Here is a 25,534-nt window from a genome sequence, read left to right as displayed (position 1 = left end):
CTCGGCAGATTGGAGGGGGAGCCACAGTCAGTACACACCTGCTCAAGTTTGGTTACGTGGAGTAGACCGCGATGGGCTCAATGCCACTGTTCACCATTATCTGGTGAACCTCATTGTTCGTCGAATTGATGCGTGACTATCATATATGTAAGTGGTTATTATGACTCGAGTTTGTAACCCTGAAAGGGTGAAATCCTTTGGCTTGTGTGAAATGTATTTATGAGATTTAATGGCTTAAAATGCAAATAACAGTATTAATATCTTCACAGGTGTTAACCATGTTCAATACTTTATCATTATTTCGTTCTTTGTGTTTTGTTTTTATACTGTTAGGATTTAATACAAATATTTCAGTTGCGGCTACACAAGTCTCACCTTCTGGCGCTCATGCAACGATAGATGCTGAAGAAAATATTAATGAACTAAAGAGCTTACTTGGTAAGCAAGAAAGAGAAATAAATTTACTTAGAAGAGAGTTAACAACGCTGAAAGAGCGTAAAGAAACAGATGACTTCAACTCACTTAAGGATGAAGTGAAATCTATTAATGATGAGAGAGGATATTTCTCCTATGCAGATATGGCTGCTGTATCTATATCAGTGGTTAGTGTTCTAATTACAGTGCTCGGTATTGTAGTTGCCATCCTCTCTTTTTGGGGTTATAGAAATATTCAAAAAACAGTTCAAGCACAAGCCGCTAATATTGCTAAGGCACATGCGGCTGAAGCCGTTTCATTGGCCATACAGGATATCGCCAGTGAGGAATTGAAAAAAATAATTGATGAAGGTAACTTAAACAAGCATTTACAAGATGCTGTAGATGTTATTCTAAGAAGCCAGCGAGCTGTTATCTTTTCAAAAACAAGCGAGCTCCTTAATGAAATAGATCAGGAGGAGGATGAACATGTTTAGTAAGGAGTGGCATAAGGTTGATCCCTCTACTCGTGAAATTATTCAGAGATATCAGATAGAGCATCCAATAAAAATTGGGGAGCTTGCAAAACAACTTGGGCTGAAAGTAAGCGCTGCAACGTTACCAGCCAATATATCAGGTGAAATAAAAGAAGATGAGGATGGTGTTATACATATTCGAGTGAATCGGCATGACGTGAAGACTCGTCAACGATTCACTATAGCGCATGAGATATCACATTTTATATTGCATCGCCATCTTTTAAGATCGGGAATACAAGATGATGTCTTATATCGCTCCAACCAATCGGATAAGATTGAGTGGGAAGCCAATGCTCTAGCTAGTGATATATTAATGCCAGCGGAAATTGTAAAAAAGCTAATAAATGAAAAGTATGGGGATCTAGATGGTGAGGCCTTGTTTGAAGCCGTTTCGGAAGAATTGAGTGTGTCTCCTACAGCACTTAAGTACAAATTTAGTAGATTAAGGTGATGAATGAAATATTATAATTTCGGTTATTTACCTATTCTTGCTCTTAGTCCTGCTGAGATGGCTGCGATTGAAGAACTGCCAGGGAAAGATAGGGATTGTATGCTCCCTCTTTTTTTATTAAAGGGGTGGGGAGCTTCCAGCAAGCTTAGTAACTCAATCGAGAGGATTAAAAAATCTATAGAGGGACGACGTTGGATTGCTGATATTGATGAGGGATTTATTGATGGCAAGAAGGATGAGGATGGAAATTACCCTCGGCCAGTTTTTTATGAAATAGAGGAGTTACTCGATGCCGACAATAGTTTTCAAAAGTGGTTTGAATTTGTTTCTTCTCATGAAAATATAACCCCTACTCTTAGATATAATGATTCATGTAATGAAGAGTGCATTAAAAATCAGGCGAATAACTTATATGGGTTAGGCCGTGGGTTGGTTGTCAGGGTATTTATGAAGACCATCAAGCCTGATGTTTTTAACAAAATAGTTGTAGCATTAAGAGAGTCTTTCTGTAAAGAAATTCTATTCTTACTAGATTATGGTGATATTGACCGCAGCACTTTAGTTGAGGTTGAGGAGAATACGTTACTTATTAGTAAGTTGCAGTCATTTTTCCCTGGCGCAATATTTTCCATATCATCCTCATCATTTCCTAATAGCTTTAGCGGCTCTTACCGTGGTGAAATTCCTATATACGAACGCCAATTTTATAACAAGATTGTTAAAGCTCTTCCGGATGCTTCATTTGTTTACTCTGACCGTGGCGGTGCGAGAGCAGAGAAAAACAAGGGCGGTGGAGGAACGCCTCCCCCACGGATAGATTATCCGCTAAAAAATGATTGGCGTTTCGTCAGGAAGGAATTAAATGAGGAGGCGGGTGAGGAAAGAAAAACTCTCTATAAAGAGGCTGCGTTAGAAGTTATAAAGAGTGATTATTGGGAGCCTTCCCTTGCTCTTTGGGGAACACAGATGATAGAACTTACATCTAAAGGTGATGATTATGGAATCACTAATCCAAATAGAGCAACAGCAGTTAGAATAAATATTCATCTATATTTGCAGTTGCATTATCATGATTTAATTGAAGGTTTGGATACCGACGAAGAATGGATTGACTAGTCTATTGTTCAATAGCGTAAAGGTTATTTATGATATCTTTAATGTTTTGTGTTCCGTTGTGATGGTTAGATGTTCGTTTGTGCACGCTGAGTAGTGATATATCTGTCGATTTCACTACTCGGTGACTGGTCTCCTCTGAAAATTTGTCAAATTGTCTAGAGTATTTTTTCTTTAAACATAATATAGCATGCTCTCTTAATTGCTTTAATGTTGCAAGACTCATAGCTTTTTCTAAGTCTTTTCTTTTATAAGAGTTTGCCGCTAATCCAATTCTTGATGCTAATGTTCTAAGTTCTACACTAGTCATTAATGATATAAAACTTTCTTTTCTTGTGTTTTTTATTTTCCTTCCTCGTCTAATAATTTTGAATTTGTCGTTATTAAGTTCGATAACGCTCACTTGCATAGGTGAAGCTAGCAATGCTTTTTCTGTATGTTTGCGTGTAACAACAACAGTAACTTTATCGAAATATTCAAGATATTTTGATATTTGGCCGTCTAATCTTGTGAGACTATCAGCATCGCTCTTTATTTCATATGCATGAAGCTCATCTTTTTTTAAAAGAACGATGTCAGCTCTCCGAGCGTATTTGTCTACAGTAAGCTCATTTATAATAATGGCGTCTTCAGATAAAATATTCTTCTCCATTAGAAATTGAATTAATAGAGCCTTAATGTCACTTTCAAAATATTTCACTTCTTTAGCCATCATACTATTCAGTTACCATTGTATAATACAATTACAAAATACAGTATTATGGTCATCTAGTCAAAAAACAAAATGAGGTTCTGAGTGAATCTTTTTATGTGTGATTTATATTTATCATCAAGTTATATATTATTAAAGTAGTAGAGAAAATCAGAAACAAGAAGCGGATTATTCAGCCCTTCTGGTTTGCCCGCGTTAAAAACGACCAATGTCACGGTATACTGCCCCGTCACCAAATGGGAGTCATTAATGTCTAAGTGGATGCCGACACTGCGCCGATTGGGGCGATGGTTTTTGCGAAAAGCGGTGCTGGCGTTGCTGACCAGCCTGCTGTTTATGGTTTCGTTTACCCTGTTCCAATACGCTTCCTGGTGGCCTGCACTGACCGAGGATACGTCTCTCCAATGGGGCGGCTTTTCCCCCAGTCATACCTTGGCCGAGCTGATCCCGGCCATGCTGGAGTTCGGCGTTGTGCTCGCTTGTGCTTTCTTTCCCCTGTTTTTGCTGATGCCGCGCCCGCTGTTGCTGCCGCTTTTTGCCGGGCTCTGGTTGTGGCAGACCTATGACATCGCCTTTATGACGGCGACCGCCTCGACCTGGCTGCCTCACGAGATCATCCGGACTTTCATCTTGCCCCACACCCACTGGCTGCTTCTTACCTTGCTGCCCCCTCTGCTGCTGATCCGCCATCTCGGCAGGCGGCTACTGGCGCCAGAAACCCAGCCAGGGGCAGCCATCAGGTCGGCCAAGTCATAGTCAGAATAGGGAAGCAAAGCACGGGTAGGGCCTGATCCGCACGGATCTATGAGGGCCAATCCAAGGGACCATGGGCATAAACAGGGAGAAAAACGGGGAAGGAAGAACCAGAAACCCGGCCGTCAGACGGGGCGCGGCGGCCGGGTGAATTGTAAAGAGTAGGGTGACAGGTAATGCGGGGTATCAGCCTAGTCTAATCAACTCGATGGGCGCGTAACGCTCTCGGGTGTTGGCCAGCAGCACGCACTTCTCATGCTCGGCCTGATAGGGGGTCATATTGTCGGTGTGGGCCTCTTTCAGGGTATCGACGGCACCGGTGGCGGCGATCATCACGCGCTGGCCCAGGGTCAGCACGTTGCGGTTTCGGTCATAGATCTTCATTGCATCCTCCTTGTCTGTGTGAGGGCTTGTGCCCAAGGAGCAGATCCAGACTACGCCCCCGTAAAAGGGTGATGTATGTCACAGATCAAGAAAGAGGCGAAGAGGAACTCATCGCCGCGTCGGGCTCCGGAGTGTCGGCAGCATGACGTTGGCCGGGCTTGTCATCCCTTGTCGCCTCGTGCCGTTGCCCTTGTGCTTTTTACCCGCCAGGGCTCGAACCGGGGAGGGGATGCGCTATAGTGGATGCCGCTCGTTTCACTGCCTTCAACCAACCGGGAATCCATTATGAATCGTGATATTGCAGCCCAGTTCATCAAGATGCTGACCAACCTCGACCAGTGTCTGGCCAAGGCCGAAGCCCACGCCGAAGGGAAGAAGTTCAACGCGGACAACTTCGTCGGCGAGCGTCTCATCACCGATATGCTGCCCTTCTCCAAGCAGGTGCTGATCTGCTGCGACACGGCCCGCGCCGTGGTGGCCACCGCCAGTCACAGCGCACTGCCGGTGATGGAAGATGATCCCAAGACGCTGGCGGATCTGCGGCACCATATCCAGAGCACGGTTGCCCTGCTGCAAAGCAAGCTGGAGGCCGATTTCAGCCAGTATGCGAGTGCGAAATACTTCCCTTACTGGGCCGGTGGCAAGGGCATGGACGGCCATACCTGCGTCCACGAGTACGGCATTCCGAACTTCTACTTCCACCTGACCATGGCCTATGCCCTGCTGCGCAAGGCGGGGGTCAACCTCGGCAAGGGGGATTATCTGGGTGGGCTGAACCTGCAATAAGCACCCACCCATCAGGCTGTTTAATTCGCCATGTTGAACCCGGGCAGTGCGCGACATCCTCACGTGCTCATGCACGCTCCGGTTTCTGCGCGCTGGCCGTGTCCAGACTGCCGTCGACCATGACGCCTGTTGGGACAGGTTGTCAGTTGTGGTCTGTCGAAATGAAGAGAGCCTGCCAGTTTGGCAGGCTCTCTTGTTTTGGGACTGGCTGTTTTCGGCAATGGGCAGTGTGTTGTCTGCCTTTTTCCCTGTTTTAACGATTATTCGTTCGGGATCTCTGGCTCCACCAGTGCGGCCAGCTGGGCCAGGGATTCCTGCCAGCCGAGGTAGCACATCTCGACCGGGATAACCGCCGGGATCCCCGCCTGTTCGATGGCAAGCTCGGTGCCGCACAGCACCTGGGTCAGTCTGATGGTGACCCGCATCTCCCCCGGCAGGTTGGGATCATCGAAGCGGTCGGTGTAGCGGATGCGCTTGCCCGGCTCCAGCTCCTGATACTCGCCGCCGAAGGCGTGGGAGTGGCCTGTGCCGAAATTGGTGAACGCCATGCGAAAGCGGCCGCCGACCCGGGCCTCCAGGTGCTCCACCTTGCAGGTGAAACCGTGTGGCGGCAGCCACTTGGCCAGCGCCGCCCCTTCGATAAAGGCGCGATAGACTCGATCCGGCGGTGCCTTGAGGACGCGATGCAGTGTCACTGTGCCTGTGCTCATGATGGATTCCCTCTCTGTGGTGTCGGAGCAAGGATAGCCGCTCGGGAGAAGGACAACCGGCGGTCGGGCGTCGTTGCGCCCATGAAGGGATCAGCTTGTCGTCAGGCGGCGCGCGTCCTGGTCGCCATGAGTGGCCGCATTTGCCGCTGGCGGCTCCTCCTCTGTCAGGCACGCCTGCACGCACGCCATAAACACCCGCATGGCGGGGCTGACAAACTTGCCGGCGTGGTGGGCGCACAGGGCCGTGATGACGAGGGGCGTGGGGGAGAAAGGCAGCTCCTGCAGTTCCCCCGAACTCAGCTCCCGCTCGACGGTGAAGCGGGGCAGGAAGGAGACGCCGAGGTTGCTGGCCACGCAGCGCTTGATGCTCTCTATGCTCCACAGCTCTATGGTGCCGTCCAGGGTGATGCCACGCTGGCGAAGGGTGCTCTCGAACAGCTGGCGGAAGATGCACTGGGGCTCGTTGATGATGAAGCTGACCGGCAGGTGTTGATCCGGGCGGGTGAAGTCGATACCGCTGAGGGCGGGGGAGGCGACCAGCACCAGGGGTTGCTCGCCAAAGCTCTCCATCTGCAGGGCGGCATCGTTGCCGACCCGGTAGAAGATGCCGAGATCGGCCTCGTCCGCCAGCAGCGCATCGCGAATGACGTAGCAGTTCAGGGACTGGAGCGACAGTCGCACCCCGGGAGCCAGCCGCTTGAAGCGCTCGAGCACGGCTGGCATCTTGTAGGCCAGCAGGGTTTCGCCGATGGCAACCCTGAGCTCGCCGCTCGGCTCTGCGTCCTGCTGCGCCGCCTGGCGCAGACCGGCCATCACCCGGATCATCTCGTGCACATGTGGCATGATGTTCTGCCCGGCCTTGGTTAGGCACATGCGACGCCCTATTTTTTCGAACAGTTGCAGCGAAAGCTCCTGTTCCAGCTGCTGGATATGGAAGGTTATCGTCGACTGGGTGCAGCAGAGCTTGCGGGAAGCCTTCACGAAGGAGCCCTCCTCGATCACCGTTTTGAGGGTAATGAGACGTCGCAGATCCATGGGGACTCCAATTCATCGAAATGGTTGAATTGAGAATGCTAAAACATTCGATTTTTTGATGCCAGTGGCCGCGTTAAGGTATCACTCCCATTCGGAGAAACACCATGACCTCGACCCTTGTCAGCGCATTTTTGACCTACACCCTGATCACGGCCATGACGCCGGGACCGAACAATATCCTGGCCCTGAGCGCCGCCAATCAGCATGGTTTGCGTCGCAGCGGCCGGGTGCTGGCGGGCATGAATGCGGGCTTCCTGCTGATCATGCTGCTGTGTGCCCTGTTCACCTTCACCCTCATCAGCCTCTCCCCCGCGCTGGTTGGCTGGCTCAGCTGGGCCGGGGCGGCCTATGTGCTCTGGCTGGCCTGGCGCATCGCGACCAGCGGCTCCAATCTGTCTAGCGCCGATGGGGCCTTGCCCGGCTTCTGGACCAGCTTCTGGCTGCAGTTCGTGAACGTGAAGATCATTCTCTATGGCATCACGGCGCTCTCCACCTTCGTACTGCCCCACACCACAGAACTTGTCTGGGTGCTGGCCATCAGCCTGCTGTTGGCGCTGATCGGCTCGCTGGGGAACCTCTGCTGGGCCCTGGCGGGTCATCTATTGCAGCCTCTGTTCCAGCGCCACGGCCGCATCCTGAACCTGACCCTGGCGGCCCTGCTGGTCTACTGTGCGATTCGGATGCTGATCTGACGGGGCACAGGCGCAGGCTGCGTCGCAGTTGTTCGCTAACACCGTGATTTTTCATCGGATTTTTAAGGAGTTGATCAAGGTAGAGGTTATTGCGGGCGTTCGCTCATATAATCGCCGCCATGCAAGCGACTCGGAAGGATTCGATGATAAAGCTGATGACGGCCCTGTTCGGGCTGTTTTATACCTGCCTGGTATGGGCGGCCCCCGCCCCCTTTGTGACGCCGCCGGCCACACCACACCTGAGTCAGGTCAGCATGGAGCCCCTGCTCTCCTGGTTTTCCGGCGAGTTCTCCAGCCGGGAGCAGGCCAGCTATGACAAGCGCTTCACCAGCGCCGAGCTGCGACTGGTGGAGATCTGGCCCGACTATCGGGGTTTTCGCTGGGTCTATGCCGAACAGTTCCTGACCGAGCGGGCGGTGCGCCCGTTTCGCCAGCGCATCTACCGCTTCTCGCCGGTACCGGATGGCCGCATCCTGATGGCCGAATTCACCATGCCGAGGGCCACCGACTTCGCCGGTGCCTGGCGCAGGCCCGAGCTGCTCGATACCCTCACCCCGCAACAACTCTCCCTGCGTCAGGGCTGCGAGATCTGGCTGAGCCGCCAACCCACGGGGGAGTACAAGGGGAGCAGCAAGGTGGGCAGCTGTTCCACCAACTTCGGCGGCGCCAGCACCCTGGTGCAGTACCTCTGGATTGGCCCCGACAGCATCAGGTTGCTGGACAGAGCCTACGACAACGAGGCGCACCAGCGCTGGGGCAGCCCGGGTGAAGGCTATGTCTATCTGCGGCGGGTGAAACAGCGGGGAGAGTGACGGGATGCAGGGCATCCCGTCCATTCATGGCGAGTGAGGGCCGTCAGCGTGCCAGCCCGAACAGAGGGCGCAGGCGAATGCCGATGAGACTGCCGCCCAGCGCCATCAACATCCAGACCCAGCCGTGCAGGCTGCCGGAGGCCGTGCCGTCGAAGTAGCCGCCGAGGTTGCAGGCGCTGTACATGGCCCCCATTCCCATCAATAACCCCCCCAATACCGCCGCCAGAGAGTTGCCGAGGCGTGCGGGTGCGAAGCTGGCGCCGCCGCTCAGGCAGCGGGCCAGGGCCGCCCCCAGGATCCCGAGCCAGAACATGCCCACCATGGGGTTCTGGAAGAAGGGCTGAGCCAGCTTGGGGCTGTCTTGATAGAGGCCGAACACAGCGGCGCCGCGCAGGGCCATCTCGTGTACGGCGCCGGTGATGGTCCAGGCTGAGCCGTGCAGGGCGACCACGGCGGAGTTGAGCAGGGCGATGAGGATGCCGCCGGTCAGTACGGTGAAACGGCCATCGCGCCAGAAGGGGTTGCCGCCGCCGAAGATGGGCTGGATCTCGCCGGTGCGATGCCGCTCACTCTTGCGAAACAGCCAGAACAGGGCACCGACCAGCGCCAGGTTCAGCACCATGCCGCTCCAGTGGTTGCCGGTCAGGTCCTTGAACAGCACCGTCTGGCTGGTGAAGGTGGCGTCCAGCGCCGGGCGGAACTGGCTGCTGATCAGGGTGCCGATGCCGTAGCAGACCAGCACCAGCCAGAAGCGGGGTTGCCCCTCGCCACAGCAATAGAGGGTACCGGTGGCACAGACCCCCGCCAGCTGCATGCCGATACCGAACAGGAAGGCGCCGACGATGAAGGGAACGCCGATGGCCATGATGTTGCCCACCATGGCATCCCCGAACAGGGCGTGGCTGAAGGAGAGGAAGCTGGTGAACAGCAGGATCTCGATGGCGATGGTCAGCAGGTGAATGCGCACATAGTAGCTGTTGCGTCGGGTCAGCATCTCGCGCCAGCCGAACACGATACCGAAGCGGCTGAAGGAGAGGGTAAAGCCGAATCCGAAACCGATGAGGGCCATCAGGGCCCATTTCATGCCGAACTGAGCGCCCAGATAGTACAACGCTCCCCCCGCGAGAATCACGATGGGGAGCGACCATTGTCGAGTCATGCCGATATGTCCTTCACATTGTTGTGGTAAAGGCGTGCATCCTAATCCCGCAATGAGTCCAATGCCAGCCCGCTCGGCGGAACCGGGCTGTTTCCATACGTTCTACGCCTCAGACATAAGCGCCGGCCTCGACGACCAGCTCGGCCAGGATGGAGAGGCTGACGGCGCAAAACAGCAGGCCGGTCACCAGGTTGAGCGGACGCTGGATGCGGCCAAGCAGCCCCTGGGCCCGGGCGGTGGAGAGGCTCCAGGCCAGCAGGCCGAACCAGGCCAGGGAGAGCAGGAACAGCTCCAGGATCAGCAGGCCCCGGGTCAGGCCATCCACCTGCGGGGTCACCATGGCCGCCAGCAACCCCATGAAGAACAGGAGCGCCTTGGGGTTGAGCAGATTGGTGGCCAGGCCGCTCTTGATGCCCTTGCGCCAGCCCTGACGTTCACCTCCCGCCTTGAACGCCTGCCCGGCCGCGCCCTGCCAGGCGCCCTTGAGTGCCCCATAACCGAGCCAGCCGAGGTAGAGGGCCCCTACCACTTTCACCCCTAGAAACAGCCAGGGGTGGCTCGCGATCAGCAGGCTGATGCCGGTGAGGCTCAAGGTGGCGTGCAACAGGATGGCGATCGCGATGCCGAGCGCCGCCCCGAGGGCGGTGGGTCTATGCAGACTGGTGCGCAGGATCAGGGCGAAATCCGGGCCCGGGCTCGCCAGGGCGACGAGATGAATGAGACCTATGGTCAGGAACAGGCTGGTAAACATGGCATACCTCGACGACAAGAGAGGGCTGAGCATGGGGCATGAGCCGCGGGGCTGGCTTGTAAAAGATTGCACGGTCGCGGCGGGGGGCGGGCGGGAGCCTCGACGTAGCGTCAGGATGGCAGTGAAAGATGCTGGCTATGTGTTTTAGGTGGGATTTTGTTTTTTGGGATTGATTGAATTTAGTCCGATGCACTGCCTGCTTGGCAGGAGTCGAGCGGGTTAGCGGCCAACCGATTGCATCTGCTGGCGGTAATCCGCCGGGGTGAGCCCGAACGCCTGGCGAAAGCCGTGGTGGAAGTGACTCTGATCGAAGAAACCGACGGCGAGTGCCACCTCGCTCACCGGCAGACCGCTGCCGAGCAGGCGCTTGCCCTGTTCGAGGCGCAGCCGCTTGAGCCAGGCGTAGGGGGTCATGCCGGTCTTCTTCTTGAACTGGCGCAGGAAGGCGAAGCGATCCAGCCCGAACTGGGCGGCCAGATCTTCCAGGCTGTGGTGGCCGTCCAGCTGGCTCAGCAGATAGTCCCGCAGATACCTGAGCTGGGGATCCGCGAGGGCGTGGCGCTCGGGGGAGAGATGCAGCAGCTCGCCGAGCAGACTGAGCAGCTCGCTCTCCGCCCGCAGGCCGTCCGGATCGGGATTGTCCAGATACATGTGCAGGCGGGCGAAGCCCTGATAGAGGTCGGGTCGGCTCTGCAGCCCCTTGTCGAAGAAGGGCTCAGGGCTGTCCGGCAGCCAGCGGGCCAGCTGCTCGGGGGCGATGGCGAATACCCGCACCTCGTAGCCTTCCGGCAGCAGGCTCAGGCCGTCGTGCATCTCGTCCGGGTTGACGGTGGAGAGCTCGCCGCGCACCAGATTGTGGCTGCTGCCCTTGTGGATGAACTTCTGGCCACCCCGCTGCACCAGACCGATGTGGTAGTCCAGGTGGACGTGGCGGCCATAGCTGAACTCCCTGTGATGGGAGTGGGAGAGCTCGACCCCCGGCAGCAGCCGGGATTGCCAGTAGTGGATGCGGGATTGGGGCGCGTTCATGAGTTATTGATACCCCAAATCCCGCTCACAGGCTTGTAGATTATTGCGACCCCTCAGGAGGCCGCTGGCTTCTGCCTGCCGTTGCGCAGTCCGTCCAGGGTGAACAGCACCAGGGCACTCCAGATGAAGGCGAAGGTGATCATCTTGTCCAGCGCCAGCGCCTCCCCGTACAGGGTCACCGCCAGGATGAACATCAGGCTGGGGCCTATGTACTGGAAGAAGCCGAGGGTGGAGAGCTTGAGCCGGGTCGCGGCGGCGGTGAAGCAGAGCAGGGGGGCCGTGGTCACGGCGCCGGCGGCGATGAGCAGCAGGTTCAGGTGCCAGTCGTTCTGGGTCAGATGACTAGTGGGACTGTCGGCGACTCCCCACAGGTAGATGGCGGCGGGGGGCAGCATGATCATGGTCTCGATCAGCAGGCCGGTCAGGGCATCCAGCGCCAGCTTTTTACGGATGAGGCCATAGATGGCAAAGCTCGAGGCCAGCACCAGGGCTATCCAGGGCAGGGAGCCGAAGGCGATGAGCTGAATGGCGACCCCGATGACGGCGAGCCCCACCGCCCACCACTGCAGGCGGCGCAGCCGCTCGCTCAGAAACACCATGCCGAGCAGCACGTTGAACAGGGGGTTGATGTAGTAGCCGAGACTGGCATCCAGCATGTGGCCGTTGTTGATGGCCCAGATGAACAGCAGCCAGTTGCCACCGACCGTGACCGAGGTGAAGGCCAGGGTGAGCAGCACCTTGGGCTGACGCAGCACCGCCTGTACCTTGTGCCACTGGCGGGCGAGCAGGGTCAGCACCAGCAGCAGAGCGCAGGACCAGATCATGCGGTGGGTCAGGATCTCGGCGGCCGGTACGGCGGCGATGGTCTTGAAGTAGATGGGGGCCAGACCCCAAAGGAAATAGGCGCACAGGGCATAGATGACGCCCTGGCGCTGGATGTGTTGCTGCATGCGGATAACCTTCACTGGAGAGCGGATGTTGGACAACATCGCAAAAAGTCAGTGTAACGATCCTTTTGGGGGGAAAGAAGTTAATAAATTGGTCGGAGGCGATTTTTACAGCATGACCAGGGTCAGCGGCGACCCCCGCGGCGGATCTTCTCCACATCCCGCAACAGCCACAGCATGAGTACGATGGCGGAGATCCAGGGGCCCCAGGTCACATAGGCCTCACCCTGACCCATCACGAAGAACAACAGCGGCAATCCCACTACCAGAAACAGGACACTTCCCAGGAAAAACAGCATTTTTATCTTTAAATTTAACGGCTTGCTATTTGATGATTATATCGATTGGCGTTCCTGATGAAAGGATAAAAATGAAAAAGGGGGATTTCTCCCCCTTTGTTGCCTGATCTCGTCATATTCGATGTTAATCGAGCTGGATCCAGGTGCTTTTCAGCTCGGTATACTTTTCCAGGGCGTGCAGGGACTTGTCGCGGCCGTTGCCGGACTGCTTGAAACCGCCAAACGGCATGGTCATGTCGCCGCCATCCCAGTTGTTGACGAAGACGGTACCGGCGCGCAGGGCGCGGGAACCCTTCACCGCCTTGTTCAAGTCCGCCGTCCAGATGGCGGCGGCCAGGCCGTAGTCGGTGTCGTTGCCAAGGGCGATGGCCTCTTCCAGGGTGTCGAAGCCGGTTACCGCCAGCACGGGGCCGAAGATCTCTTCCCGGAAGATGCGCATCCGGGGCGTCACCTCATCGAAGATGGTGGGCTCGATATAGAAGCCGCCGCTTTCCGCATGGGTGCGCTGGCCCCCCAGCAGCAGCCTGGCCCCCTCCTGTTTGCCGACCTCGATGTAGTTGAGCACCTGATCCATCTGGATGCCGTCCACCATGGCGCCGATCCGGGTGCCGGGATCCAGCGGGTTGGCGGCGATCCACTCCCGGGCATGGGCCAGCAGCCGCTCCATGAACTGGGGCTTGATGCTGTTTTGCACCAGCAGGCGGGAGGCGGCGGTGCACACTTCCCCCTGGTTGTAGAAGATGGCGCCCACCGCACTTCTGGCGGCGGCGTCCAGATCCGGCGCGTCCGCCAGCACTATGTTCGGGCTCTTGCCGCCGCACTCCATAAAGGCGCGTTTCAGATTGGATTTCCCGGAGCACTGCACCAGGTGTTTGCCGATGCGTGTGGAGCCGGTGAAGGTGATGCAGTCCACGTCCATGTGCATGGCCAGCGCCTCGCCCACGGTGTGGCCAAAGCCCGGCAGCACGTTGAACACGCCGTCCGGGATGCCCGCCTCTTTCGCGATGCCGGCGATGCGCAGGGCGGTGAGGGAGGATTTTTCGGAGGGTTTGAGGATCACCGAGTTGCCGGTGGCGAGCGCCGGGCCCAGCTTCCAGCAGGCCATCACCAGGGGGAAGTTCCAGGGGACGATGGCGGCCACGACCCCGAGCGCCTCCCGGGTCACCAGCGCCAGGGCGGACTCTTCCACCGGGGCGACCTGATCGTAGATCTTGTCGATGGCCTCGGCGTTCCAGGCGATGCAGTTGGCGGCGGCGGGGGCGTCATAGCCCATGGCATCGCCGATGGGTTTGCCCATGTCCAGGGACTCCAGCAGAGCCAGCTCCACCTGGTTCAGGCGCATCAGCTCGGCGAAGCGCTGCATGATGAGTTTGCGCTGCTTGGGGGCCAGACCGGCCCAGCGTTTGTCATCGAAGGCGGCGCGGGCTGCCTGCACCGCCAGCTCGGCGTCGGCGGCGTCGCAGGCGGCGACCTTGGTCAGCAACTGGCCGTTGGCCGGGTTGATACAGTCGAAGGTGGCGCCGTTCACGGCGTCCCGGTAGCTGCCGTCGATAAAGGCTTGGGAGGGCAGGGTCAGGTGGGCGGCCTTGTGTTGCCACTGGGCCAGGGTCAGATCACTCATGTTCACTCCTTGAACCGGCAAAGATGGACTCTGCGTATCAATATGCTAAACATGCCGCCGCTTGTAAATCCATCCTGTAACATTTTATTAAACATTCGCCCTCATCAGTCCGGGGAACTGACGAGGGCGCAGGCCGGGATCGGGACTGTGTCGCAGGCCTGACCGCCGTGGCGAGCGGTCAGGGGCTGACGGGAGGATCGGGCGTCGCCAGTCGGGCTGGCGTGATGTGGCCGCCTCTGTTTGTGGTCAGAAGCTGGCGGGGGTGTTGGCGGAGATCAGCACGCACTCCTGCTCGCCGACGTTGCGAAAACGGTGGGGGGTGCGGCTGTCGAAGTAGTAGCCATCCCCCGGTGCCAGCAGATGGATCTGCTCGCCGACGGTGACCTCGACCTGGCCCTGGATGACGATGCCGCACTCTTCCCCTTCGTGGCTCAGCATGTCGTCACCGGTATCGGCACCGGGCGGCAGGATCTCCTGCATCATGCCGATGGCGCGGTTGGCGCGGCTGTGGCCCACCAGTCGGTAGCTGATGGGGTGGGTGCCGAGATCCGGCATGTCGTCCGCGCGGAAGATCACCTCGGAATCCATCTCCGTCTCATCGGTGAAGAAGCTGGCGAGCGACATGGGAATGCCTTCCAGCACCTTGCGCAGCGAGGCCACCGAGGGGCTCACCTGATTTTTCTCGATCTGGGAGATAAAGCCGTTGGTCACACCGGAGCGCTTGGCCAGCTCACGCTGGGAGAGGGCCGCCTTGGTGCGAACCGCCTTGAGGCGGTGACCGATATCCATCGATAGACACTCCTTGACTGTTTACTATTATTAAAATTGTGTTAAATATCTTATACCACCTCGCTGCTATCATCTAGCCGGGGTGACACCAAGCGGGGCGATAGACGGCCCCTTTTTACGGAACTGGGTGTTTAATTTAATAGGCATAAGCCAAGTGTTACTAAACGCCTTAAGGATGAGGTGACCATGAAACCTGTCAGCGACATCAATACCCCCGACATGTCCGCCTTCTGGATGCCCTTCACCGCCAACCAGCAGTTCAAGGCGGCGCCGCGCATCCTGAAGTCGGCAGAGGGGATGTATTATCACTCAGAGGATGGCCGCAAGATACTGGATGGCACCGCCGGTCTCTGGTGTTGCAACGCGGGTCATGGTCGGCGGGAGATAGCCGAGGCCGTCTCCCAGCAGATTTCCCACCTCGACTTCGCCCCCACGTTCCAGATGGGGCACCCGCTGCCGTTCGAGCTGGCCAACCGGCTGGTGGAGATCGCCCCCAAGGGGCTGAGCCACGTCTTCTATACCAACTCCGGCTCGGAATCCGTGGACACGGCGCTGAAAATCGCCCTGGCCTGGCAACGGGCCCGGGGTCAGGGAACCCGCACCCGGCTTATCGGCCGCGAACGCGGCTATCACGGGGTGGGCTTTGGCGGCATCTCGGTGGGCGGCATCCCCGGCAACCGCAAATGGTTCGGCACCCTGCTGGGTGGAGTGGATCATCTGCCCCACACCCTCAACATAGGGAAAAATGCGTTCACCAAGGGGTTGCCAGCAGAAGATCTCACGCAAGCCGATGAATTGGAGAAGATCGTGTTCCTGCACGATGCCAGCAACATCGCCGCCGTCATCGTCGAACCCATCGCCGGCAGCACCGGGGTCATCATGCCGCCCAAGGGCTACCTCAAGCGGCTGAGGGAGATCTGCACCAAGCACGGCATCCTGCTGATCTTTGATGAGGTGATCACTGGATTCGGTCGCCTCGGCTCCCCCTTCGCCGCCCAGGAGTTCGACGTCATCCCCGACATGATCACCTGCGCCAAGGGCCTCACCAACGGGGCCATCCCCATGGGGGCCGTGCTGGTGAGCGATGGCATCTATGACGACATGATGGCCGCGGGCAAGGGCGCCATCGAGCTGTTCCACGGCTACACCTACTCCGGTCACCCGGTGGCGGCCGCCGCGGGCCTAGCGACCTTGGAGATTTACCGCAATGAAAACCTGCTCAGCCGCGCCGCCTCCCTGGCGGGCTACTGGGAGGAGGCAGCTCATTCCCTCAAGGGCTGCAAGCATGTCAAGGATGTGCGCAACTACGGTCTGGTGGCGGGCATCGAGCTGGAGTCCATCCCCGATGCGCCGGGCAAGCGAGCCTACGAGGTGTTCGTGCGCTGCTTCGAGAAGGGGGCCCTGATCCGGGTCACCGGCGACATCATCGCCCTGTCGCCCCCCCTCATCATCGAGCGCAGCGAGATCGACGATCTCTTCACCCTGCTGCAGGACGCGCTGCAAGCCCAGGATTGATCACCCATTCCCATTCTCGGGGCATCCGGTCGGGTGCCCCTCCTTGCGCCCGGGCCATGGCCGCACAGGTATACCCCATTTCACGGAGGATTTATGGCTTACAGGATCAACAACTTCATCGACGGTGAGACCATGGAGAGTCGCAGCGAGCGCGTCGGTGCCATCTTCAATCCCGCCACTGGCCAGCAACAGGGCCAGGTGGTGCTGAGCAGTGCCGACGAGTGCCGGGAGGCCATCGCCAGCGCCGAGCGCGCCTTCGCCGACTGGTCCCAGACCCCGCCCCTGGTACGGGCCCGGGTGATGTTCCGCTTCAAGGAGCTGATGGAGCAGCACAGGGACGAGCTGGCCCGGCTCATCAGCCGCGAGCACGGCAAGGTGTTCTCCGACGCCCTGGGAGAATTGACCCGGGGGCTGGAGGTGGTGGAATTTGCCTGCGGCATCCCCCATCTGCTCAAGGGGGAACACTCCCTCAACGTGGGCCGCGGGGTCGACAGCCACTCCATGATGCAGCCGGTGGGGGTTTGCGCCGGCATCACGCCGTTCAACTTCCCGGCCATGGTGCCGCTCTGGATGTTCCCGGTGGCGCTGGCGTGCGGCAACAGCTTCATCCTCAAGCCGTCGGAAAAAGATCCCTCCCTCTCCCTGCGCATGGCCGAGCTGCTCAAGCAGGCGGGCCTGCCGGACGGGGTGCTGAACGTGGTCAACGGCGACAAGGAGGTGGTGGACGTGCTGCTGACCGACCCGCGGGTGGCGGCGGTCTCCTTCGTCGGCTCCACCCCCATCGCCCAGTACATCTATGCCACCGCCTCGGCCCACGGCAAGCGGGTGCAGGCGCTGGGTGGCGCCAAGAACCACATGCTGGTGATGCCGGATGCGGATCTCGATCAGGCGGTCGCCGCCCTGATGGGGGCAGCCTATGGTGCCGCCGGTGAGCGCTGCATGGCGATCTCGGTGGCCCTGGTGGTGGGCGACGACACCGCCGATGCCCTGGTGGCCCGGCTCTCACCCCTGGTGGCGGCCCTGCGGGTCGGCCCGGGCCTGGGTCAGACCCCGGAGAACGAGATGGGGCCCCTCATCAGCCGGGAACACCTGGCCAAGGTGCGCGGTTACGTGGATCAGGGGGTGGCCGAAGGAGCCGAGCTGGTGGTGGATGGCCGCTCCCATAGCGGCGGCGAGGGCTACTTTATCGGTGGCAGCCTGTTTGACAAGGTGGGCCCTGAGATGCGCATCTATCGGGAGGAGATCTTCGGCCCCGTGCTCGCCATCGTGCGGGCGCCGGACTACGAGACGGCCCTGCGACTCATCAACGAACATGAGTACGGCAACGGTACCGCCATCTTTACCTGCGACGGTGACACCGCAAGGGACTTCACCACGAGGGTGCAGGTCGGTATGGTAGGGGTGAACGTCCCCATTCCCGTGCCCATGGCGTTTCACAGCTTCGGTGGCTGGAAGCGATCCATCTTCGGGCCGCTCAACATGCACGGGCCGGATGGGGTGCGTTTCTACACCCGGATGAAGACGGTGACTGCCCGCTGGCCCCAGAGCCTGCGCGCCGGCGCCGAGTTCTCCATGCCGACCATGAAATGACAACATGCAGCAGCTAGCCCTGGCATGGCCCGGCGGAAGGGATCCGCCGGCTTGTCCCGCTATCCCTGTGAAGGAGTGACAGATGCGACTGGGAATTCTCGATTGTGACCGGCTTGACCCCGACTTGGTGGGTGATTTTGGCCCCGTTTACTCCGAGATGTTTATCAAGGGTTTCCGGGCGCTGGCCCCGGCGCTGGAATACCGGGTCTGGTCGGCCCTCGACGGCGAGTTGCCGGGGGATCTGACCGAATGCGATGCCTGGCTCATCACGGGATCCCGTCACGACGCCTACAGCGATCTGCCCTGGATCCTGGCGCTGCGGGAGTGGATCCGCCGCGCCCACGACGCCAACGTCAAGCTGGCCGGGGTCTGTTTCGGTCATCAGGTGATCGCCCAGGCCCTGGGGGGCGAGGTGATGAAGTCCACCAAGGGCTGGGGGCTCGGCGTCTCCGTCCATCCCATGCTGGAGTCCGAACCCTGGATGCAGCCAGGGCTCGAGACCATCCGGATCCTGGCGAGCCACCAGGATCAGGTGGAGCAGTTGCCGCCGGGTGCGACCCGGCTGGCGGGCAATGATTTCTGCCCCAACTTCATGTTCCTGCAAGGGGACAACATAGTGGCCATCCAGGGTCACCCCGAGTTTTCGGTGGAGTACAACCGGGCGCTGATCGAGCGGCGCCGGGACCGGCTGCCGGATGCCTACTACCAGCGCAGCCTCTCTTCCCTCGAGGGGGAGGTGGACTCCGCCACCATGATGCAGTGGCTGCTGCAGTTTCTCGGCATCTTGCCGGTCGAGTCCGCCTGACGCCGCCGCCGGTTTGTCATATCCCCCCTGCTGATGCTAGATTTTGTAGCAAAATGAAGGATCAAGCGGCGATATGCCAAGTTCGGATGATACACTGGCCGCCATTTGTGGCGGCCTTGTTTTCCGATGTTGGCAGCCGCGCCAGCCTGTGAGGGTGCAATCTTGAAACTACAGCAGTTGAAGTATCTGATCGCGGTGCGGGACCACAACCTCAACGTCTCCGTCGCGTCCGATGCGCTCTATACCAGCCAGCCCGGGGTGAGCAAACAGATCGGCCTGCTGGAGAGCGAGCTGGGGGTGCGCATCTTCGAGCGCCGTGGCAAGCACCTGCATCGCATCACCCCGGTGGGGGAGGAGATCATCAAGTGCGCCGAGGCCATGCTCAACATCGAGAGCAAGATCAAGGCGATCTCCCGGGAGTACCTGGATCCGACCGTGGGGACTCTCAACATCCACACCACCCACACCATAGCGCGGCATCTGCTGCCCAAAAGCGTCACCTATTTCACCAAGAAGTACCCCAAGATCTCGTTCCACCTGCACCCCGTGATGTCGGCCACCAAGGAGCAGATCAGCAAGGGTTACTCGGATTTCTCCATCGTTGCCCACGAGATAGGCTTCGACAAGGAGCTGATCGCGCTGCCCGCCTACCTCTGGACCCTCTCCCTGGTGGTGCCTCTGGATCACCCGCTGGCCAAGGTGAAGAAGCCGACCCTGGAGCAGCTCTGCCAGTACCCCATTCTCAGCTACGAGAGCGGTGCCACCGGGCGTCAGGCGCAGGATGCGGTGTTCCAGGCGGCGGGGCTGACCCCCAACTACTACATGACGGTGATGGACGCCGGGGTGATCAAGCGCTACGTGGAGCTCGGCTTTGGCATCGGCATCATCTCCTCCCTGGTGGCCAACGACACCGATGCCCCCGGTCTCGTGGCCATCAATCTGGAGCACCTGTTCGCCCCCTGTCCGGCCCAGATCTGCTTCAGCAAGAGCATTCTGCTGCAGAACTACATGTATGACTTCATTAGTTCTTTCTCCCCCCACCTCACCAAGGAGGTGATCCAGAACGTCATGCAGCAGCCGACCCAGGCGCGCATCGACGAGTTGCTGGCCGGGGTGGAACTGCCCGTCTATTGAATCAGCCGGCCTTCAGCCCCCGTGTTGATGTCTCTGTTCGGGCCCCGGTGGGGCCCTTTGTTTCTTCGAGGTCCCCATGTCCCGCATCCTGCTGCTCGCCAATCTCAACTGTGATCACGTGCTCTCCCTGGCCGAACCCCTGGTGGCGGGGGCGCGGCTGCAGTATGTGGATCAGGGGCGCAGGCTGGGTGGCGGCGCCGCCAATACCGGCATCGGTCTGGTGTGGGCGGGGCACGAGGTGCGCATCGCCTCCCGGGTCGGGCTGGACGAGACCGGCGACTGGCTGCTGGAACAGGCGGCGAGCCACGGGCTGGATTGCGCCCATGTGGAGCGCTTCGGTGGCGAGACCGGGGAGCTGCTGGTGCTGGTGGACTCCACCGGGGAGCGCACCATACTGCGGCGCCCCCGCCGCCCGGATCTGCCCGGCGACCTGCCGACCGAGGGGGTGGACTGCCTCTACGTCAACTACCCCGGCACCGCCATCATCGGTTACATGCGCCAGATGCTCGGCAAGAGCTTCGTGGTGGCCCAGTACCCCAAGGGGGGGCAGGCTCGCCGCCCTTGCCACGTGCTGGTGGCCTCCCGCTCCGACCTCGCCGAGGTGAGCGACCCCTGGCAACACGCGCGCCAGCTTGCCGGTGATCAACTGGAGTGGCTGGTGCTGACCGAAGGCAAGGCGGGGGCTCTGGCCCTGCACGGTGAGGAGCAGATCCGGGTGGCGGCGCGGCCCGTTTCCGTGGTGGACACCACGGGGGCGGGGGACGCCTTCGCCGGTGGTCTCATTCACGGTCTGGCGCGGGGGATGGCCATCAAGGATGCCCTGCAGTGCGCGGTGGACTGGGGGGCCTTCGCGGTCGCCTCCGAGAGTTCCATCCCCTCCCAGGCGCTGAAAAGCTGGCTGAAACAACCTCACTGACGAGCGGATGGCAACCCGATCATGGTGTTGCCCTTCCGACCTGATGACGTGACTTCTCCACCAGAAAGGGCCGAAACCCCGGGTTCAGCCTGCAAGTTTGCGATCAATCAAAGAAAGTGTCGATTTATGTACATCTTCGTCGACACCCGTCCGGGCTGCTCTTAACCTTGTCATTCCACGACTCGGCCGAAGAAGCGGAACCTGTGCGGTTGCACCTGTTATCTCCCCTCCTGGCCCCCGGTTGTCGTCCTGATTTCTGGCTTGTAGTAAGAGGCAAGTGCGACCATGCAACTGACACGATTTACCGACTACGCCCTGCGTACCCTGACGTTTCTGGCGATCCAGCCCGGTGATCGCCTGTCGACCATCACAGAGGTGGCCGACACCTTCGCCATCTCCCGCAATCACGTGGTCAAGATAGTGCACCAGCTCGGCATCAAGGGTTACATCGAGACGGTGCGTGGCAAGCACGGCGGGATCCGGCTCGGACGCTCCGCCGTCTCCATCAACCTGCGGGACGTGGTGATGGACATGGAACACGTGCTCTGCCCGGTGGACTGCAAACGCGAGAATTGCCGCCTCTCTGGCGGCTGCCGCATCCAGGGCATCTTGCGCCGCGCCATGAACGCCTTCCTGGAAGTGCTGGGGGAGTACACATTGGCGGATGCGGTGCGCGACCCCACTCGTTTATGCCACCTGCTTGGCATAGAGCAGGAGAATATCCTGACGATGGCCTGAGGATCATGGCGGAGAAAGGGCCCCTCGGGGCCCTTTTTGCTGTCCGGGAGCGATGTCGGGAGCTGAGAGGATCGGGCCGGGAAGGCGCATCGTGGGCGAGCTGCCGACGCCGTCAGAGCTGGGGGATCAGGGTGATGGCCCCGTGCAGGCAGGCGAGACCGCAGGCGCCGCAGCCGTCGCAGGCCGCCATGTTGACGCTGATGCCGTCGCAGCTGGCCTTGATCGCCTGCTGGGGGCAGGCATCCTCGCACAGCAGGCAGTAGAAACCCTGGCGGGCCTGACAGCTCGCCTCGATCCGGACCCGGGTCTGCACCTGGCGGCCGAGCCGCAGATCCAGCGCCCCGGTGGGACAGGCCCTGGCGCAGCTGCCGCAGTAGCTGCACTGGCCGCAGGCGAGATCCAGTACCGGGGTGCCGGCGACGGGGCTGCCGTCATACTCGGGACGATCGGCGGGTTTGAGCAGGCCGTTCGGACAGGCCTCGAAGCAGTCGCCACAACGGCTGCACAGAGAGAGGAACTGCGACTCTTCGATGGCCCAGGGCGGGCGCGCCTCCAGGCAGGCCACGGCCGGTTTGGCGGTGTCTCCCAGCGCTTGTCTTAACCAACAGCAGAAAAAATGCGTCATGCCCACCCCGAATACCTAATAGGGGTTAATTTTAGCCAGTTATCTGGCGACAAGCCAGAGAATCACATGGCCCAGGATCGCAAGCCGGGTTGCCCTTGTGTAAGCTAGGCGAGTCTTTTTACGTGGTTGAACATACACATGTGGTTATTTCTCTGGCGTGCCTCCCTGCTCTATGTCTTCCCGCTGCTGATGTGGGCCTATTGTCACATCAAGGGCATCGAGTTCACCGAGCTCGATACCGGGGTCAACAGCCACAAGTGGGTGGTGTTGGCCGCCTACCTCATCTATGTCCTGCTCTGGCTGCTGCTTAACCGCTATCTCGAACTCTTCCTGCGCCAGCGGGGCCGTCGATGATACCGGCGGCGCTCTGGTTGCCTGTCCTGCTGGCGGGGGGGCTCGCCCTCGGGCTCGGCTGGCTGGTGGGGCGGCGTGGCGCCCGTGAGCAGAGCCTGCTCACCGAGGAACGCTACCAGGTGCTGCAAGACAGATTCGACGAGTTGCAGGACGAGAAGATGCTGGGCCAGCAGAAGCTGGAACAGCAGCAGACCCTGCTGCTCAAGCTCACCGCCCGCCTCAAGGACGCCGAGGCGACCCTGCGCAGCGAGCGTCTGGCCAGCGCCGAGAAGCTGCAGTTGCAGCAGCAGGCGGAGGCTCGCCTGAGCCAGCAGTTCGAAAATCTCGCCAACCGCATCTTCGAGCAAAACTCCGGCAACTTCCGCGAATTGAACCAGAACAGCCTGGATCTGTTGCTGACTCCGCTGAAAGAGCAACTGGAGGGTTTTCGCCGCCAGGTTGGGGAGACCCATGCCCAGGAGACGGCCCAGCGCCACAGCCTCAAGTTCGAGCTGGAGCGTCTGGCCGAACTCAATGCCCGCATGACCGAAGAGGCGGCGGCCCTGACCCGCGCCCTCAAGGGGGACAGCAAGCAGCAGGGCAACTGGGGGGAGGTGGTGCTGGCCCGGATCCTCTCCGAGTGCGGCCTGCGGGAGGGGCACGAGTACCACACCCAGGTCAACATCGAGGTGGAGAAGAACAAGCGCTACCAGCCGGATGTGATCGTCCACCTGCCCCAGGACAAGGACATCATCATCGATGCCAAGGTCTCCCTGACCGCCTACGAGCGCTGGTATAACAGCGATGACGAGCTGGAGAAGGCGGTGGCGCTCAAGGAGCACGTCGCCTCGGTGCGCAATCACATCCGCGAGCTGGGCCGCAAGGATTACCAGCTGCTGCCCGGGGTGCGCACCCTGGACTATGTGCTGATGTTCGTGGCGGTGGAGCCGGCGTTTCTGACCGCGGTGGAGGCAGATCCCTCCCTGGTGCGTTACGGGCTGGATCACAACATCCTGCTGGTGAGCCCCACCAACCTGATGGTGGCCCTGCGCACCATCGAGAACCTGTGGCGCTATGAACGACAGAACCAGAACTCGCGCCAGATAGCGGAGCGGGCCGGCCGTCTCTACGAGAAGCTGCGGCTGTTCGTGGAGGAGATGCAGCAGATGGGGGGCAGCCTGCACAAGGCGCAGGAGAGCTACGACAAGGCCATGGGGCGGCTGGTGAACGGTCGCGGCAACCTGATCGCCCAGGCCGAGCGCTTCCGCGAGCTGGGGGTGGAAGTCACCAAGCCCCTGCCGGAACCTCTGATCAACCGTGCCCTTGAGCGGGAAGATTCCGCCGACTAGCGCGATGTGAGTCGTTCATCCCATAGAAGAAGGGCAGCCGTGGCTGCCCTTCTCGTTTTTGTCCGACACAGGGGTCTCGCGCCTTATTGCTTCCAGAAGGAGGGGAAGAAGAGCACGGCCACCGTCAGGATCTCGAGACGTCCCAGCAGCATGCCGAACGACAGTATCCATTTGGCCGAGTCCGGCAGGCTGGCGAAGTTGGTGCTGGGGCCGATGACCGGGCCCATGCCCGGGCCCACGTTGGCGACGGCGGTGATGGAGCCCGAGATGGCGGTCAGGGGATCCAGCCCGATGGCGGCGAGCAGGGCGGCGATCAGCAAGATGATGGCGAAATAGGCCAGCACGAAGGAGATGAGGGAGCGGATGATGGCGTCGTTGACCGGCCGACCGTTGTACTTCTGGGGGAAGACGGCGGAGGGGTGCATCAGCTGGCGCATCTGCTTCTTGAACAGGGCGAAGGCCACCTGCACCCGGAAGATCTTGAGCCCCCCCGCGGTGGAGCCGGAGCAGGCCCCCAGCGCCAGCAAAATGATGAAGATGATGCTGGTGAGTGGCCCCCAGGCACCGAAGTCACCCAGGCCGAAACCCGTGGTGGTCAGCACCGAGACGATATTGAAGCTGCTGACCCGCAGCGCATCCATGAAGCCATAGATGTCCCGCACCCACAGATAGAAGGTGACCACCACCGTCACCCAGACCACCAGCCAGAAGAAACCCTGCACCTGGGCATCTCGCAGCAGGCTGTTGTCACGGCGGGCGAGGGCCTGCACGTAGAGCAGGAAGGGCAGACCGCCGAGGAACATGAAGAGGGTGCCAATCCAGTGTGCCGAGTGGGAGAAGTGGGACATGGATTGGTCCGAGGTGGAGTAGCCGCCGGTGCTGAGGGTGGTCATGGCGTGGTTGACCGCCTCGAACAGGTTCATGCCGCTCACCCAGTAGGCGAGGAAGCAGAGCATGGAGAGCACCAGATAGACCAGCACTATGTTGTTGGCCACCGTCTTGGCGCGCGGAGCGCTCTTGTCGGACCAATCCGAGCTCTCTGTCTGGAACAGCTTCATGCCCCCCACGTTGAGGTAGGGCAGCACCGCTACTGCCATCACGATGAAGCCCACCCCGCCAAGCCACTGCAGGATGGAGCGCCACAACAGGATGCTGTGCGCCATGCCGTCGAGCCCCGACAGCACGGTGGAGCCGGTGGTGGTGACCCCGGACATGGTCTCGAAGTAGGCGTCGGCGAAGTTGATGTGGTTGATGAAGACGAAGGGCAGGGCCCCGAAGATGCAGGCCACCACCCAGACCGAGGTGGTGAGCAGGAACATCTCCCGCACGCCGAGGTGGAACTCCGCCTTGCGGCCATAGTGCAGGCAGAGCAGGGCGGCGCCGTGGGTGATGAGCACGGACTTGAGAAACTCGACGAACCCCTCCGAGCCGGTGAACAGGGCCAGCAGGGTGGGCAGCCACATGAAGAGAGCCAGCTTGGAGAGCACCAGGCCGAGGGTGAAGACGATGGGACGCAGCTTGATCATGCAGGAT

Annotated in this window: 28 protein-coding genes; 15 read left to right on the top strand and 13 right to left on the bottom strand. The window is 59.5% G+C overall.

Annotated features, from left to right (window positions below):
- Positions 1 to 278 precede the first annotated feature (278 nt).
- The 3 genes from ACW5W7_RS17155 to ACW5W7_RS17145 are packed head-to-tail and all read left to right on the top strand — an operon-like array spanning position 279 to position 2,520.
- A complete protein-coding gene (locus ACW5W7_RS17155) occupies positions 279 to 911 on the top strand; it encodes a hypothetical protein (protein WP_456502473.1) in 633 nt (210 codons plus the stop codon).
- Positions 904 to 1,404, top strand: a complete 501-nt coding sequence (locus ACW5W7_RS17150; RefSeq protein WP_456502472.1) for an ImmA/IrrE family metallo-endopeptidase — start codon at positions 904 to 906, stop codon at positions 1,402 to 1,404. The genes ACW5W7_RS17155 and ACW5W7_RS17150 overlap by 8 nt, the downstream gene beginning before the upstream one ends.
- Before the next feature lie 3 nt (positions 1,405 to 1,407).
- The gene (locus tag ACW5W7_RS17145) at positions 1,408 to 2,520 is read left to right on the top strand and encodes a beta family protein (protein ID WP_456502471.1); all 1,113 of its coding nucleotides are present in this window, start codon (positions 1,408 to 1,410) and stop codon (positions 2,518 to 2,520) included.
- A gap of 1 nt (position 2,521) precedes the next feature.
- Here the strand turns inward: ACW5W7_RS17145 and ACW5W7_RS17140 are convergent, their stop codons facing one another.
- Entirely contained in the window at positions 2,522 to 3,229 is a 708-nt protein-coding gene (locus ACW5W7_RS17140) for a sce7726 family protein (RefSeq protein WP_201902114.1), read from the bottom strand.
- 249 nt (positions 3,230 to 3,478) lie between these two features.
- Here ACW5W7_RS17140 and ACW5W7_RS17135 point away from each other — a divergent pair, with 249 nt between their 5' ends.
- Entirely contained in the window at positions 3,479 to 3,985 is a 507-nt protein-coding gene (locus tag ACW5W7_RS17135; protein ID WP_456502470.1) for a hypothetical protein, read from the top strand.
- Between the two features lie 183 nt (positions 3,986 to 4,168).
- Here ACW5W7_RS17135 and ydfZ read toward each other — a convergent pair whose 3' ends face one another.
- Positions 4,169 to 4,366, bottom strand: coding sequence for a putative selenium delivery protein YdfZ (gene ydfZ / locus ACW5W7_RS17130; protein ID WP_332503353.1), 198 nt, complete (start codon positions 4,364 to 4,366; stop codon positions 4,169 to 4,171).
- A 285-nt stretch (positions 4,367 to 4,651) separates the two neighbouring features.
- Between ydfZ and ACW5W7_RS17125 the strand changes: the two genes are divergently transcribed.
- Positions 4,652 to 5,152 (top strand): DUF1993 domain-containing protein, encoded by a 501-nt coding sequence (locus ACW5W7_RS17125; RefSeq protein WP_456502469.1) that lies wholly within the window; start codon positions 4,652 to 4,654, stop codon positions 5,150 to 5,152.
- Between the two features lie 260 nt (positions 5,153 to 5,412).
- Here the strand turns inward: ACW5W7_RS17125 and ACW5W7_RS17120 are convergent, their stop codons facing one another.
- Together ACW5W7_RS17120 and ACW5W7_RS17115 are read right to left on the bottom strand one after the other, a co-directional pair.
- A complete protein-coding gene (locus tag ACW5W7_RS17120) occupies positions 5,413 to 5,862 on the bottom strand; it encodes an SRPBCC family protein (RefSeq protein ID WP_456502468.1) in 450 nt (149 codons plus the stop codon).
- A 90-nt stretch (positions 5,863 to 5,952) separates the two neighbouring features.
- The gene (locus tag ACW5W7_RS17115) at positions 5,953 to 6,897 is read right to left on the bottom strand and encodes a LysR family transcriptional regulator (RefSeq protein WP_456502467.1); all 945 of its coding nucleotides are present in this window, start codon (positions 6,895 to 6,897) and stop codon (positions 5,953 to 5,955) included.
- Between the two features lie 104 nt (positions 6,898 to 7,001).
- Here ACW5W7_RS17115 and eamB point away from each other — a divergent pair, with 104 nt between their 5' ends.
- Together eamB and ACW5W7_RS17105 are read left to right on the top strand one after the other, a co-directional pair.
- Positions 7,002 to 7,589: a cysteine/O-acetylserine transporter gene (gene eamB / locus ACW5W7_RS17110; RefSeq protein WP_456502466.1), complete on the top strand. Its 588-nt coding sequence runs from the start codon at positions 7,002 to 7,004 to the stop codon at positions 7,587 to 7,589.
- A gap of 143 nt (positions 7,590 to 7,732) precedes the next feature.
- Positions 7,733 to 8,401, top strand: coding sequence for a chromophore lyase CpcT/CpeT (locus ACW5W7_RS17105; RefSeq protein WP_456502465.1), 669 nt, complete (start codon positions 7,733 to 7,735; stop codon positions 8,399 to 8,401).
- Positions 8,402 to 8,444: 43 nt separating this feature from the next.
- Here ACW5W7_RS17105 and ACW5W7_RS17100 read toward each other — a convergent pair whose 3' ends face one another.
- From ACW5W7_RS17100 to ACW5W7_RS17070, 7 genes are all read right to left on the bottom strand, one after another.
- Positions 8,445 to 9,560: a YeeE/YedE family protein gene (locus ACW5W7_RS17100; protein WP_456502464.1), complete on the bottom strand. Its 1,116-nt coding sequence runs from the start codon at positions 9,558 to 9,560 to the stop codon at positions 8,445 to 8,447.
- A gap of 109 nt (positions 9,561 to 9,669) precedes the next feature.
- Positions 9,670 to 10,311, bottom strand: coding sequence for a LysE family translocator (locus tag ACW5W7_RS17095; RefSeq protein WP_456502463.1), 642 nt, complete (start codon positions 10,309 to 10,311; stop codon positions 9,670 to 9,672).
- 219 nt (positions 10,312 to 10,530) lie between these two features.
- Positions 10,531 to 11,340, bottom strand: a complete 810-nt coding sequence (locus tag ACW5W7_RS17090) for a helix-turn-helix domain-containing protein (RefSeq protein WP_456502462.1) — start codon at positions 11,338 to 11,340, stop codon at positions 10,531 to 10,533.
- Between the two features lie 53 nt (positions 11,341 to 11,393).
- A complete protein-coding gene (gene rarD / locus ACW5W7_RS17085) occupies positions 11,394 to 12,290 on the bottom strand; it encodes an EamA family transporter RarD (protein ID WP_456502461.1) in 897 nt (298 codons plus the stop codon).
- A 122-nt stretch (positions 12,291 to 12,412) separates the two neighbouring features.
- Positions 12,413 to 12,586 carry a hypothetical protein gene (locus tag ACW5W7_RS17080; RefSeq protein ID WP_349920594.1) on the bottom strand — a complete coding sequence of 58 codons (174 nt, stop codon included), beginning with the start codon at positions 12,584 to 12,586 and terminating at the stop codon, positions 12,413 to 12,415.
- A 124-nt stretch (positions 12,587 to 12,710) separates the two neighbouring features.
- Positions 12,711 to 14,207: an aldehyde dehydrogenase gene (locus tag ACW5W7_RS17075; protein WP_456502460.1), complete on the bottom strand. Its 1,497-nt coding sequence runs from the start codon at positions 14,205 to 14,207 to the stop codon at positions 12,711 to 12,713.
- 246 nt (positions 14,208 to 14,453) lie between these two features.
- Entirely contained in the window at positions 14,454 to 14,996 is a 543-nt protein-coding gene (locus ACW5W7_RS17070) for a cupin domain-containing protein (RefSeq protein WP_042652930.1), read from the bottom strand.
- Positions 14,997 to 15,182: 186 nt separating this feature from the next.
- On the opposite strand from ACW5W7_RS17070, the gene ACW5W7_RS17065 reads away from it, so the two are divergent.
- The 6 genes from ACW5W7_RS17065 (at position 15,183) to ACW5W7_RS17040 (ending at position 21,694) form a co-directional block, all read left to right on the top strand.
- A complete protein-coding gene (locus ACW5W7_RS17065) occupies positions 15,183 to 16,511 on the top strand; it encodes an aminotransferase class III-fold pyridoxal phosphate-dependent enzyme (RefSeq protein WP_456502459.1) in 1,329 nt (442 codons plus the stop codon).
- 93 nt (positions 16,512 to 16,604) lie between these two features.
- Positions 16,605 to 18,101: a CoA-acylating methylmalonate-semialdehyde dehydrogenase gene (locus ACW5W7_RS17060; RefSeq protein ID WP_456502458.1), complete on the top strand. Its 1,497-nt coding sequence runs from the start codon at positions 16,605 to 16,607 to the stop codon at positions 18,099 to 18,101.
- A gap of 82 nt (positions 18,102 to 18,183) precedes the next feature.
- On the top strand, positions 18,184 to 18,906 hold the full coding sequence (locus ACW5W7_RS17055; protein WP_349920598.1) for a glutamine amidotransferase-related protein: 723 nt from the start codon (positions 18,184 to 18,186) through the stop codon (positions 18,904 to 18,906).
- Positions 18,907 to 19,068: 162 nt separating this feature from the next.
- Positions 19,069 to 20,040, top strand: coding sequence for a LysR substrate-binding domain-containing protein (locus ACW5W7_RS17050; protein WP_349920599.1), 972 nt, complete (start codon positions 19,069 to 19,071; stop codon positions 20,038 to 20,040).
- 76 nt (positions 20,041 to 20,116) lie between these two features.
- Positions 20,117 to 20,956: a PfkB family carbohydrate kinase gene (locus ACW5W7_RS17045; RefSeq protein WP_434665013.1), complete on the top strand. Its 840-nt coding sequence runs from the start codon at positions 20,117 to 20,119 to the stop codon at positions 20,954 to 20,956.
- Positions 20,957 to 21,241: 285 nt separating this feature from the next.
- Entirely contained in the window at positions 21,242 to 21,694 is a 453-nt protein-coding gene (locus tag ACW5W7_RS17040) for an Rrf2 family transcriptional regulator (RefSeq protein WP_219143309.1), read from the top strand.
- Positions 21,695 to 21,806: 112 nt separating this feature from the next.
- On the opposite strand, the gene ACW5W7_RS17035 is transcribed toward ACW5W7_RS17040, so the two are convergent.
- The gene (locus ACW5W7_RS17035) at positions 21,807 to 22,319 is read right to left on the bottom strand and encodes a ferredoxin-type protein NapF (RefSeq protein ID WP_456502457.1); all 513 of its coding nucleotides are present in this window, start codon (positions 22,317 to 22,319) and stop codon (positions 21,807 to 21,809) included.
- A gap of 138 nt (positions 22,320 to 22,457) precedes the next feature.
- Between ACW5W7_RS17035 and ACW5W7_RS17030 the strand changes: the two genes are divergently transcribed.
- Together ACW5W7_RS17030 and rmuC are read left to right on the top strand one after the other, a co-directional pair.
- Positions 22,458 to 22,673, top strand: a complete 216-nt coding sequence (locus tag ACW5W7_RS17030) for a hypothetical protein (RefSeq protein WP_456502456.1) — start codon at positions 22,458 to 22,460, stop codon at positions 22,671 to 22,673.
- The gene (gene rmuC / locus ACW5W7_RS17025; protein WP_456502455.1) at positions 22,670 to 24,001 is read left to right on the top strand and encodes a DNA recombination protein RmuC; all 1,332 of its coding nucleotides are present in this window, start codon (positions 22,670 to 22,672) and stop codon (positions 23,999 to 24,001) included. The genes ACW5W7_RS17030 and rmuC overlap by 4 nt, the downstream gene beginning before the upstream one ends.
- 83 nt (positions 24,002 to 24,084) lie before the next feature.
- Here the strand turns inward: rmuC and ACW5W7_RS17020 are convergent, their stop codons facing one another.
- On the bottom strand, positions 24,085 to 25,527 hold the full coding sequence (locus tag ACW5W7_RS17020; protein WP_349920604.1) for a TrkH family potassium uptake protein: 1,443 nt from the start codon (positions 25,525 to 25,527) through the stop codon (positions 24,085 to 24,087).
- Positions 25,528 to 25,534: the final 7 nt, after the last annotated feature.

This window comes from Aeromonas intestinalis (assembly GCF_054052485.1).
The sequence above is the reverse complement of the archived record's forward strand: the minus strand, read 5'-3'. Positions and strand labels throughout refer to the sequence as shown.